This window comes from Roseovarius sp., from assembly GCF_040219995.1.
Lineage (GTDB): Bacteria > Pseudomonadota > Alphaproteobacteria > Rhodobacterales > Rhodobacteraceae > Roseovarius.
Genome location: NZ_JAVJUC010000046.1, coordinates 175180 through 187461, shown reverse-complemented (window position 1 = coordinate 187461; position 12282 = coordinate 175180). Strand labels below are relative to the sequence as shown.

Annotated in this window: 10 protein-coding genes; 6 read left to right on the top strand and 4 right to left on the bottom strand. The window is 66.9% G+C overall.

From position 1 onward, the window contains the following. Positions 1-29 precede the first annotated feature (29 nt). On the bottom strand, positions 30-731 hold the full coding sequence (gene sfsA / locus RID11_RS20625; protein ID WP_350142185.1) for a DNA/RNA nuclease SfsA: 702 nt from the start codon (positions 729-731) through the stop codon (positions 30-32). Between the two features lie 45 nt (positions 732-776). Between sfsA and RID11_RS20620 the strand changes: the two genes are divergently transcribed. From RID11_RS20620 to RID11_RS20605, 4 genes are read left to right on the top strand one after another with little or no spacing between them, the layout of a single operon-like run. Beyond that, positions 777-1499, top strand: coding sequence for a competence/damage-inducible protein A (locus RID11_RS20620; protein WP_350142184.1), 723 nt, complete (start codon positions 777-779; stop codon positions 1497-1499). Next, the gene (locus tag RID11_RS20615) at positions 1496-2215 is read left to right on the top strand and encodes a GNAT family N-acetyltransferase (protein ID WP_350142183.1); all 720 of its coding nucleotides are present in this window, start codon (positions 1496-1498) and stop codon (positions 2213-2215) included. The genes RID11_RS20620 and RID11_RS20615 overlap by 4 nt, the downstream gene beginning before the upstream one ends. Before the next feature lie 3 nt (positions 2216-2218). Beyond that, complete coding sequence (locus RID11_RS20610; protein ID WP_350142182.1) at positions 2219-2791, top strand: peroxidase-related enzyme; 573 nt, start codon at positions 2219-2221, stop codon at positions 2789-2791. Positions 2792-2796: 5 nt separating this feature from the next. Continuing rightward, positions 2797-3726, top strand: a complete 930-nt coding sequence (locus tag RID11_RS20605) for an OmpA family protein (protein ID WP_350142181.1) — start codon at positions 2797-2799, stop codon at positions 3724-3726. A 266-nt stretch (positions 3727-3992) separates the two neighbouring features. On the opposite strand, the gene RID11_RS20600 is transcribed toward RID11_RS20605, so the two are convergent. Then, complete coding sequence (locus RID11_RS20600; RefSeq protein ID WP_350142180.1) at positions 3993-5918, bottom strand: cation:proton antiporter domain-containing protein; 1926 nt, start codon at positions 5916-5918, stop codon at positions 3993-3995. 39 nt (positions 5919-5957) lie between these two features. Then, a complete protein-coding gene (locus RID11_RS20595) occupies positions 5958-8429 on the bottom strand; it encodes a hypothetical protein (protein WP_350142179.1) in 2472 nt (823 codons plus the stop codon). 508 nt (positions 8430-8937) lie between these two features. On the opposite strand from RID11_RS20595, the gene RID11_RS20590 reads away from it, so the two are divergent. After that, on the top strand, positions 8938-10233 hold the full coding sequence (locus RID11_RS20590; protein WP_350142178.1) for a tetratricopeptide repeat protein: 1296 nt from the start codon (positions 8938-8940) through the stop codon (positions 10231-10233). A 195-nt stretch (positions 10234-10428) separates the two neighbouring features. On the opposite strand, the gene RID11_RS20585 is transcribed toward RID11_RS20590, so the two are convergent. Beyond that, complete coding sequence (locus RID11_RS20585; RefSeq protein ID WP_350142177.1) at positions 10429-11709, bottom strand: O-acetylhomoserine aminocarboxypropyltransferase/cysteine synthase family protein; 1281 nt, start codon at positions 11707-11709, stop codon at positions 10429-10431. Positions 11710-11793: 84 nt separating this feature from the next. On the opposite strand from RID11_RS20585, the gene RID11_RS20580 reads away from it, so the two are divergent. Then, positions 11794-12207, top strand: a complete 414-nt coding sequence (locus tag RID11_RS20580) for a VOC family protein (protein ID WP_350142176.1) — start codon at positions 11794-11796, stop codon at positions 12205-12207. The last annotated feature ends 75 nt before the right edge of the window (positions 12208-12282 follow it).

The window sequence follows — 12282 nt, the reverse complement described above, 5'->3', positions numbered from 1 at the left end:
ATTTGCGCCAAAGGACCAGAGGCGCGTGCCTAGTCGTGATGCAAGCTGTGACCGAGCGTGATCTCAGCGGGGCTGATATCGGCGCGGTATGACAGCACCGTGACCCCCGCCGCGCGCGCCGCCTCCAGCGCGCGTGCATAGCCGGGGTCGATATCGCCCGCGACCCGCACCGTTTGCGCATCTGTGCGCTGCACAAGGTAGAACAGCACCGCCCGATGACCCGCCTGTGCCATCTTCGCCAACTCGCCCAGATGTCTCATACCGCGCGCGGTGACGCTGTCGGGAAACTCGGCCACGCCGGGCGCGCGCGACAACGTCACCGATTTCACCTCGACATAGGCATCGGGCAGGCCCGCGCCCGACAGCAGAAAGTCGATCCGGCTGCCCGCCCCGTATTTCTGCTCCGGTCGCACTTTGTCATATTCCGCCAGTTCCGCGACCTCGCCCGCCTGCAATGCGGCACGCAGGGCGCGGTTCGGCAGGCCGGTATCGACGCCGGTGAAATGCCCGTTCTCGTGATCGACCAGCCGCCAGCCGTATTTCAGCTTCTTCTTGGGGTCGTCATTGGGCTCCACCCAGATCCGCATGCCCGGCTCCGCCAGCCCCATCATCGAGCCGGGATTGGCGCAATGCGCCACCGCCTCATGGCCATCCTCCAGCCGGATATCGGCCAGGAACCGCTTGTAGCGACGGATCAGCCGCGCTGGCACGAGAGGGGTTTGAAAGCGCATGCGCTGCGCCTATACCGAAGGCATCCGCAGATCAAGGAGGCCCCCATGCCCAACCCGAGTGCCGCCATGCTTGTCATCGGGGATGAAATCCTCTCCGGCCGGACACGCGATGCCAACATGCACTATCTGGCTGGTGAGCTGACCCGCGCAGGCATCGACCTGCGCGAGGTGCGGGTGGTCAGCGACGACCCCGACGCCATCGTCGCGGGTGTGCAGGCGCTGAGTGCTGCCTATGACGTGGTATTCACCTCGGGCGGCATCGGCCCCACCCATGACGACATCACTGCCGAGAACGTCGCCCGCGCCTTTGATCGCCCCATTTCCGTGCGCGACGATGCCCGCGCCATCCTGGTCGCGCATTACGCCGCCCGCGAGCAGGAGTTGAACGAGGCCCGCCTGCGCATGGCGCGCATTCCCGACGGCGCCACGCTGATCGACAACCCGATCAGCGCCGCCCCCGGCTTCACCATCGAGAACGTGCATGTCATGGCGGGGGTGCCGTCGATTTTTCAGGCGATGCTGGCCTCGGTCCTGCCAACGATCACCGGCGGCGCGCCGGTCCTGTCGCAGACGCTCGAGGTGCGGCGCGGCGAGGGTGATATCGCCGGGCCGCTCACCGATCTGGCGGCGCGCTACCCGGACCTTACCTTCGGTTCCTACCCGTTCATCCGCGACGGCTGTCACGGGTCCAATGTCGTGGTGCGCGGGCAGGACGGCGCGCGGGTCGACGCGGCGATGGCCGAACTGTCAGGGATGTTCGCCGGATGACGCCCGACGCGCAGACGCTCTATGCCGTGACCGAGGCGACATGGCCCCCGGCGCGTATTGAGACGCACGGCCCGGTCACCATCCGCGACGGCGCGGGCGGCGGCAAGCGGGTCTCGGCGGCGACGGCGACGCGGGCGCTGACGGCGCAGGAACTCTCCGACGCCGAGGCCGCGATGCGCGGGCTGGGGCAGGGGGCATTGTTCCAGATCCGCGCAGGCGACGACGCCCTCGACGCGATGCTGGCCGACCACGGCTACCGCGTGATCGATCCGGTCAACCTCTACGTCGCCCCGGTCGCCGCGCTGACCGGCACGCGCGCACCCCGCGTCACCACCTTCTCGGTCTGGGAACCGCTCGAGATCATGCGCGAGATCTGGGCCGAGGGCGGCATCGGACCTGATCGCATCGCGGTGATGGAGCGCGCGACCTGCGCCAAAACCGGCCTCTTCGGGCGGCATGACAACCGCCCCGCCGCCGTGGGCTATGCCGGTCTGCATCAGGGCGTCGCCATGGTCCACGCGCTCGAGGTGCGCACGGCGCACCGGCGGGCGGGCATGGGCCGCTGGATGATGATCGAGGCCGCGCATTGGGCGGCCAGTCACGGTGCCGCGCATCTCGCCGTGCTCTGCACGCGGGCCAATACGGGGGCCAACACCCTCTACACTTCCATGGGCTTTACACCTGTGGGAGAGTATCACTACCGCCAGAAGGACTGAGCCATGACCAAGACCGATACGCCCACAGCCCTCGACCTGCCGATGGTCGACCCGCTGCCCGACGAGACCCGCAAATATTTCGATGTCTGCGAGGACAAGCTCGGGATGATCCCCAATGTGCTGCAGGCCTATGCGTTCGATATCGACAAGCTCAACGCCTTCACCGCGCTTTACAACGACCTGATGCTCGCCCCCTCGGGGCTGAGCAAGCTGGAGCGTGAGATGATCGCTGTGGTGGTCAGTTCGATCAATCGCTGCTGGTATTGCCAGGTGGCGCATGGCGCGGCGGTGCGGCAACTGTCCGGCGATCCGGCGCTGGGCGAGGCGATGGTGATGAACTGGCGCGCCGCCACGCTCGATGCGCGCCAGACGGCGATGCTGGTCTTTGCCGAAAAGATCACCAAGGCGTCCTCCGAGATCACCGAGGCGGATCGCGCCGCCCTTCGCGAGGCGGGCTTTGCCGATCGCGACATCTGGGACATCGCCAATGTCGCGGGGTTCTTCAACATGACCAACCGGGTGGCCTCGGCCACGGCCATGCAGCCCAATCCCGACTACCACGCGCAGGCCCGGTAAGGCCGGTGCGCGTCGCTCTCGCAACCCTGCTGATCGGGCTGGCTCTCCCGGCCCACGCGCTCGATCTGCCCCTGCCCGAGGCGTCCGAGCAGACCGCCGATATCCTGCGCGAGGCCGATACGATCCGTCTGCCGTCGGGCCCCTACGCGGACGGCACACTGCCCCGGCTGCGGCTCGACGGCGATATCCAAAGCCGCGCCTGGCGTCTGCCGGATCGCGGGCTGACCACGTTGCAGGTGCTCACCCCGCTGCGCGAGGCGCTGGAAAAGGCCGGATGGGAGGTGCTCTTCGACTGCGCCGCCGAGGAATGCGGCGGGTTCGATTTCCGCTTCAACACCCCGGTTCTGCCCGCGCCAGCGATCTTCGTCGATCTCTTCGATTACCGCTACCTGCTGGCCCGGCGCGGAATGGGGGCGGCAGCGGAACACGCGATGCTAATGGTCAGCGGCGCGGGCGGGCGGGGCTATGTGCAGGCGACCCATGTGCGTCCTGCGGACATGCCGGACCTGCCCGCCGCCGCGCCTGCCCAGGACAGCGGTGCCGAGGTCAACGGGCGTGCACCCCTGGCCGAGACCCTGCGCAGCCAGGGTCATGCCGTGCTTGGCGGGCTCGATTTCGGCTCTGGGGCCGCGACATTGGGCCCGGGGCCGCATGACAGCCTCGCCGCATTGGCCGAGCTGCTGTTATCGCGGCCCGAGATGCGTATCGCGCTGGTCGGCCATACTGACGCGGTCGGCGCGCTCGACACCAATATCGAGCTGTCGCGTGCCCGCGCCGAGGCGGTGCGCGGCCTGCTGATCGAGACCCACGGCGTCGAGGGCGACCGCATCGAGGCGCATGGCATCGGCTTTCTCTCACCACGCGCGCCCAACGACAGCGACAGCGGCCGCGACCTCAACCGCCGGGTAGAGGCGGTGGTGATCTCCGGCTTCTAGCGTGAGGGGCGGGGGCGGTTCTGGCCTTGAGCGGACATTGACGCATCTCGCGCGAAACGCACCGAAGGTGCCGCGCGATCGCCGGGCCGTCCCGCGGCCTGGCGATTTGGAAGGTCGCGCAACGTGTTGTGTTTAGAATGACTTGGCTGGCATAAAGTACCCGCCACACCCGTCGCATCGCCAGTCCCCGGCCCTGCGATCACCCGGCACCTTCTACGGGCCAATTAATGTCCGCTCCAGACCCAACATCACCACCCCACAGGCCCTCACCCCTCCGCCTTCTGCCGCCCTTCACCCGGATCGCTGCTTTCCTCCAGCTGCGACAGCAGCATGGTCTGCAATTCCTGCTCCAGCTCGCGCGCGCGCCTGATATAGGCCGCGTTCTCGACGGTGGGCGTGTCGGGATCCCACAGCGCGGCCAGGTCGCGCACGGAGCGGCGGTCATGCTGGTAAAAGGTCTTCTCGACCTCCGCCGCCTCGAACTCGGTCAGCCCCATATTCTCCAGCACGTAGCGCCCGGCGCGCAGCGAACTGTCGAACACCTCGCGCACGATGTCATCCGCCCCCGCCTGATAGAGCCGGAACACATGCGTGCGGTCGCGGGCGCGGGCGATGATATGCAGGTCGGGCCGCTCGCGGCGGGCAAAGCTGACCAGCCGCACCACCGCATCGGGATTGTCGAGCGTGGCGACCAGCACCTTGGCCTCCGCCAGCCCCGCCGCGTGCAACAGGTCAGGCCGCGTCGGATCGCCAAAGAACCCCTTGACACCAAAGCGCCGCATCCGCTGGATCGCGCCCAGGTCATGATCCAGCACCACCGTCTCGAACCCGCTCGAGCGCACCAGCCGATTGACCACCTGCCCGAACCGCCCGATCCCGGCGATGATCACCGGCCCGGCGCTGTCGATCTCGTCGGCGTCCGGCGTCTCGGCACTCTCGGTCATGCGCTTGGACAGCCGGTCATAGAGGATGAACAACAGCGGCGTGATCAGCATCGTCAGCGCGATCACCAGCAGCAGCATCTCGCCCATGCCGCGCGGCAACACGTTCTGCTGATTGGAAAACGACACCAGCACGAACCCGAATTCCCCCGCCTGCGCCAGCGATAGCGTAAAGAGCCACAGATCGCGCCCGCGCAGCGCAAAGACACGCCCCAGCCCGTAGAGGATGACCCCCTTCACCAGAATGAGTGCCGCCGCCATGCCGACGATCAGGACCGGCGCACCGGCCAGAACCTCGAAATTGATCCCGTCCCCCACGGTGATGAAAAACTGCCCCAGCAGCAGCCCCTTGAACGGCGCAAGATCGCTCTCCAACTCGTGCCGGAATTCGCTGTTGGCCAGCACCACCCCGGCAAGGAAGGCCCCGAGCGCGGGCGACAGCCCGACCAGCATCATCAGGAACGAGATGCCCACCACGATCAGCAGCGCCAGCGCGGTATACATCTCGCGCAGCCGCGCGGCGTGAATGAACCGAAACACCGGCCGGGTGAGATAGACGCCTGTCAGGACGATCGCCGCCACCGCCGCGATGGTCACCAGCGTCGCGCCCCAGCCCGGCAGGCTGGCGATGAAACTTTGCGCGGCCTCATGCGGGGCAGCGGTCGCGTTGCCATGTGCTGCATCGGCTTCGGCGCCGCGCAGCAGCACACCGCCCAGCACCGCATCGGCCCCCTTGGGCAGCGCCAGCAGCGGCAGAAAGGCCAGCATCGGAATGACCGCGATATCCTGCGTCAGCAGCACCGAGAAGGACGACCGCCCGCCGCCCGTCTGCATCAGCCCCTTTTCCGACAGGGTCTGCAGCACGATGGCGGTCGACGACAGCGCAAAGATCATCCCGATGGCAAGCGCCACGCTCCAGACCTGACCGAAATACATCGCCCCGCCCATCACGGCGAGCGTCGTCAGCGTGATCTGCAAGCCACCCAGCCCCAGCAGCCGGTGCCGCATGTCCCACAGCGCGCGCGGCTCCAGTTCCAGCCCGATGAGAAACAGCATCATCACCACGCCGAATTCCGCCACATGCTGCAACTCGGTGGTCTGATGGCCGCCCACCAGCCCGGCCACCGGGCCGATGATGATCCCGGCAGCAAGATAGCCCAGCACCGAGCCAAACCCCAGGCGCGAGGCGATCGGCACGGCAATCACCATCGCGGCGAGCAATATCGTGGCTTGGAACAGGAAACCTTCCATCGGGGCCTACCGGGTCAGAATACGCGACGTGTGCGCAGCCTAGCCCTTCGGCATCCGCAACACCACATCCCGCCCGCGTTTATTGTAGCGCAATTCGCTGTCTCCGATGGCCGAGACGCGCCCGCCGTCCATTCTGTCGCCAACCTGCACCTTTTGATAGCGCCCGTTTGACAGCCGCACCAGTGCGCGACGGTTCGACGGGCTGCCATAGACGCCGATCAGATTGACCTGCCGCATGTTGATCGCGTTGCGGTCGGTGGCGCTGCGCGCCACCGAGGCAGAGCTTGGAATGCGTGGCGCCACGGTGGCGGCAGCGGCGCTCTGCTGCGGGGCCTCGCGCACGATCCGCTCGAAATCCCCGGGCCGCGTGCGCGGCTTGAGCGAGGCTGCGACAGCCTGCGGCGTGGCCTCGGGGGCCGCGTCCTCCACCGCCTCGGCAAGCGCGGCTGTCACGGCATCGGGATCGGTGCTCACGGCGGCGGCCTGCACGGTGGCCTCCGGTCGCGGGCGCGGGCGCAGGCCCGACAGTTCGGTCCGGGTGCGCCCGCCAAGCGCGCCGCGCTCCTGTTGTTCGATCAGGTCGCTGGGCCGGGACCGGGGGCGAATGTCCGACAGGCGCTCCAGTTCCGCCGCCGCGTCCTCGGTCAGCGTGACACCGGGCACCGGCACGGCACGCGTGGGCGTGTCGGGCGGGATCACCGGCGGCGGCCCCGCGCGCACCAGAACACCGTCAGGGGTCAGCGCGCCCTCGGGCGTCGCCACCACGAGGCCCCGCGCATCAATCGTGAATTCGGTGCCGGGCGGGGCCGGTGCGGCGGGCGTCGCGGGCCGGGCATCGGGGGCCAGCCCCGGCACCGCCGGAAGCGCCACGGCATCGCCCATCGGCACATCCTCGTCGATCGACGTGAGGTAGAAATCGTCGATCGTGCCCGCCTCGGGCTCCTGTGGTGGCGCGGGCGGGGTCTGCCAGATCCCCGTCACCGCATAACGCGCGCGCGCCTCGTCCGGGCTGAGCGGCCCGGCGACAGGTTCGGGCTCCTCCGCGACCTCGGGGGCGGTCTCGGGCTCCGGGGCAAGGGCGATCTCGGGCTCCGGCACGGCTGCGCGCGGCGTCGCCTCGGGAACCGGGTCCTCGGTGACAGTCTCGCGCGCCTCCGGTACGACAGTCTCACGCGCCTCTGGCGTGGCAGTTTCACGCGCCTCCGGAACAGCTGCCGGTGCGGCGATTTCCGGGATCTCCGGGGTGAGCGCGATTTCCGGCTCCACCCCGCGCAACAGCCGCCCCACACCCGAGTCGGGAAAGATCGTCGCCCAGGCCGCGACACCGACCATCAGCAGGATCAGCGCCGCCGTCAGGATCACCCCCAGAAACCTTGGCTTGCCGCGCTTTCCGCGCTGCGAACTGCGCGCGCCAAAGATCGTCATGCGCTCGGCTTCGTCCTCGGGCGGGGCCAGCCCGGCGCCGTTGGTGGAGGCGACAGGGACATCCGACGTGGCCGGGGCAGGGGGCGTGTCATCCTCGACGCCGAAAAAGCCCGGCTCGGCGCGTGGCACCGGGGCCGGCATGACCGGCTCGGCCCGCCGTGGCCGACGGGAAAAGAAGCCGATAGCGCCCCGGTCACCGGCGGCCTTGTCGTCCCGCCCGCTGTCCGGCGTCGGCGCAAGGCTCGCGGCGGCTGGTCCGGGGGTGGCCTCGGCCTCGGCCTCGACCGGCACCGTTTCAGGGGTCTTGGGCGCCGCGCGCGCCGCACCGGCCAGCGTCGGCGCACCGGTCGCGGGCGCATCGCGCTCCGCCCGGATCGAGGTAAAGGCGACCGCGCTTTCGGCCTCGCGCCCCGGCGCGGCCTCCGGCCCCGGCTCGGCCTCCGCCGTCTCTGCCGCCTCCGGCGCATCGCTCTCGGGCTCCGGCGCGGGCGGCACCTCGGCTTCCGGCGCATCCTCCACCGGATCAGGCACCGTTTCGGGTTCGGGCAATTGCGCCGCCCCGATGATCTCGATCCGCTCCGCGTCCCGCTCGACCGGGGTCTCGGCACGGCTGGTCTCGCCAAAGAACGGCTCCGTGCCGAACCCGTCGCCCATCGGCCGGGCCACGAAACTCACCGGGTTGAAGCGGTGATCGGCGGCAAAACTTTCCGCCTCCTGCAACGTCTCGCGCGCCACCGCCGCCACATAGAGCCGCGCGCCCTCGACATTCCAGTCAAACGCCAGATCCTCCAGCGCATAGGGCGTCGCCCCATCGAGCGCCTCTGCCGCCGCCGCGTCATAATCGCCATAGGGCGCACTGTTCGCGGGCAGATCGAGATAGCGGATCTGTTCGTCGGGAATGATCAGCTTGGTCGACAGGCCGGACGCGTCCAGCGTCGCCGCCTTTTCGCGCAACGCCCCGAGTTCCGCGCTCAGATCCTCGCAATCCAGCGCCACCTCGCCCACCAGATGCCAGCCCGACGCACCTGCCCGATGCAGCAGGCGGATACCGTCAAAGGACAGGGACAGGGCAAAGTTCGGTTTCATGCGCAACGCTGTAACACCGCTCGGGGTCATGCGGGAGTCATCCCGCGTCGAACCCCGATCCTACAGCACCAAATCGCCGAGGCAAAGGGTGGAAGCGACGCGGACTCGAGGGCCGCAGGCCCGCCGCGCCATCGTCGGGCCGCTCATTCATCGGACGGCCCGGGCGTGCCCCGGGCCGCGCCCGACCCTCCCCCCGGGAGGGCGCATGGTTGCCGTTATGTCCCTGAGCAAAGGTTCGCGTGCGACGCAGGGGTCACTCTGACATCGCTGTAGCAAACGCCCACCCAGGGTCGGGCGCACCCCTTCCCAAATCGCCTCAGGCGGGTATGGTGGGGGCAAATCACGAGTTAGGGGGTATCAATGCCGCAAACAGGAATGGATTGGTGGGTGATCGCCGGGGTCTTGGTGGCGGTCATCACCGCAATTATTGCATACAAGCAGTGGCGCGGGACACGGAAGACAACTAGCACCAAGATTTCCGTCAGCAAATCACCTGGGGCCGATGTCGTTGGTCGGGATCGTAACACTGAGCCTACAGATGAAACGTTTACGGCGGAGATTAGTCTCAAAGACAGTGACAACGCCAAGGTTACGGGCCGTGACGACCGATAAGACTGATACGGATATTTCGCTTGACGGCTCACCGAACGCCTCAGTCGTCGGTCGGGATCAGCATGGCGTGCCACCAGCAGATTTCATTGCGGAACTGCAACGCAAAGATGCGCGGATCGACGAACTGATCGCGGAAAAGGATGCTCTGAAAGATAAGGTGTCTGAACTCGAAAAAGCCGCCTTGGAACAAGAAATCGTCCGGTTGAAAGAGCAAAAACAGGGGGTCATGGCAAAGTTGCAGCAGCCAGAGGTCGCGTATCGCGAACACAAGCAACGCGAAACACAGGTCGAAACGCTCTTGCAGGACCAAGCCACCCAAATGGCGCTGGGTGAGAATCGTATTCATTCTGCGCTCGAAGCGTTCAAGGATCTTCATTACGCAGAAATTGATGAGCTTTTGGCCGAAAGTGAGGAACGTGGAATCCTGCTTGCCGCTCAATCAGCCTATGGCCGCGGTTTGGTGGCCGAAGATGCTGTGCGGTGGGGCGATGCCTCCACCCACTACGCCAACGCCGCGCGGCTTGATCCGGGCTTTGATAATCTCTTCAAGGCGCGGGAATATGCTTGGCGCGCGGGTCAATACGCTGCCGCGCATCGCCACGGGGAGGCGCTTTTGGCGGTCGCCCGGCAGGACGGTACAGAGGAACAGGTTGCGACCGCAATTAACGAACATGCGGGGACGGTTCAGGCGCAGGGGCGGTATGCGGAGGCCGAGGAGCTTTTCCGCGAGGCGCTTGAGATTGACCGCGCAACGATTGGGGAGGTGCATCCGGGCTATGCCATCGACCTCAACAATCTCGCTGGGGCGGTGCGGGCGCAGGGGCGCTATGCGGAGGCCGAGAGGCTGTACCGCGAGGCACTTGAGATCACCCGTGATGTCGTTGGGGAGGGGCATCCGAGCTATGCCATCCGCCTCAACAACCTCGCCGTGGTGGTGCAGGCGCAGGGGCGGTCTGCGGAGGCCGAGGGGCTGTACCGCGAGGCGCTTGAAATTGATCGTGCGACGATTGGCGAGGGGCATCCGGACTATGCCATCGACCTCAACAACCTCGCCGGGATTTTGGTCGAGCAAGGCAAGCCCGAGGCGGCGCGGCCCCTCTATGAGCAAGCCTTGGAGATTTTCCGCGCCACGCTGCCGCCTGATCATCCGCATATCGGGATGGTCGAAGGGCACATCGCCGATCTGCCCTGATCCAAACCCTGAACCGTGCGCCCTGTTACCCCGCCCGCGCGCCGCACCGAAACCGTCGTGATACCGACAGGATACCGACGCGATGCAGACCGCCGAAAAAGCGCGGATCGCCCTTGTTAATCAGGCGAAACCTGCTCCGATTCGCGCACGCCGCGCGCCCCGGGTCAGGTTTCGTTAACCAACACCCGGCGCGGCTCAGCCCGCCGCTTTCGCCAGCGCCTGCTCCAGATCGGCGATGATGTCATCCGCGTCCTCGATCCCGATGGAAATCCGCACCACATTCGGGGCCGCCCCCGCCGCGACCTGCTGCTCCTCGGTCAGTTGCCGGTGCGTGGTCGAGGCGGAATGGATGATCAGGCTCCGGGTGTCCCCGAGATTGGCCACGTGGCTGAAGAGCTCAAGACTGTCCACCAGCTTGACACAGGCATCATAGCCGCCCTTGAGCGCCACGGTGAACAGGCCCCCCGCACCCTTGGGGCAGATCCGCGCGACCCGGTCATGCCACGGCGACGAGGGCAGCCCGGCATAGGTAACCCCTTCGACATCCTCATGTTTTTCCAGCCACCCGGCGACCGTCTCGGCATTCTCGCAATGCCGCTGCATGCGCAAGGAAAGCGTCTCGATCCCCATCAGCGTGTAATGCGCCGCCTGCGGGTTGAGCGTCATTCCCAGATCGCGCAGCCCCACGGCGATGCCGTGAAAGGTAAAGGCGAGCGGCCCGAAGGTCTCGTGGAACTTGAGCCCGTGATACGCCGCTTCCGGCTCGCTGAGCGACGGGAACTTGCCCGAGGCCGACCAGTCGAACTGCCCGGAATCGACCACGCAGCCCCCGGTCACCGTGCCGTTGCCGGTGAGGAACTTGGTCATCGAATGCACCACAAGCGTCGCGCCACGCTCGATCGGGCGGCACAGATAGGGCGTGGCCGAGGTATTGTCGACGATCAGCGGCAGACCCGCCTTGTCCGCGATGGCGGAAATCGCATCAAGATCAGTGATATAGCCGCCGGGGTTGGCGATGGATTCACAGAACACCGCCCGGGTCTCCTCGTCGATCGCCGCCTCGACGGCGTCGGTATCATCGAAATCGACAAAGCGCGCAGACCAGCCGAAGCGCTTGATCGTCTGGCTGAATTGCGTGATCGACCCGCCATAAAGCCGGGTCGAGACCACCACATTGAGCCCCGGCCCCATCAGCGGAAAGAGCGCCATGATCTGCGCCGCATGACCCGAGGAACAGCACACCGCACCGGCCCCGCCTTCCAGCGTCGCAACGCGTTCTTGCAAGGCCGCCACCGTCGGGTTGGTCAGGCGCGAGTAGATATAGCCCACCTCCTGCAGGTTGAAGAGCGCCGCCGCGTGTTCGGCATCGCGGAACACATAGGCGGTCGTCTGATAGATCGGCACCTGCCGCGCGCCGGTCGCCGGATCGGGCCGCGCGCCCGCGTGAATTTGCAACGTGTCGAAACCGTAAGCCATGTGAAGGATCCTCCCTTGGGAACTGCTTGCAAACCGGGTTAAGCCATTGAAAGGTGCCCCGCAACAGGCATGAGGAGTCTCGACATGGCACACCCGTTTCATCTGGCAATCAACGTCACCGATCTCGACGCGGCGCGCAGCTTTTATGGCGGGCTTCTGGGCGCGGTCGAGGGACGCTCGACCGAGACCTGGGTAGATTTCGATTTCTTTGGGCATCAGCTGTCGCTGCATCTGGGCACGCCCTTTGCCACCGAGGCCACCGGCAAGGTCGGCGATCACATGGTGCCGATGCCGCATTTCGGCGTGGTGCTGCCCCTCTCGGAGTGGCAGCGCGTGGCCGGGCGGCTGAGCGCGTCGGAGGTCGATTTCGTGATTCCGCCCTCGGTGCGGTTCGAGGGCGAGCCGGGCGAGCAATGGACGATGTTCTTTCGTGATCCCTCGGGCAACCCTCTGGAGTTGAAGGGCTTTGCCGACGTGGACGCCGTCTTCGCGGCGTAAGTGCCCGTCGCGCGACCCCCCGTTGCACATCCGGTCCAACACCCTAAAGTGCCGCGCAGAACCGCGACGAGGGAA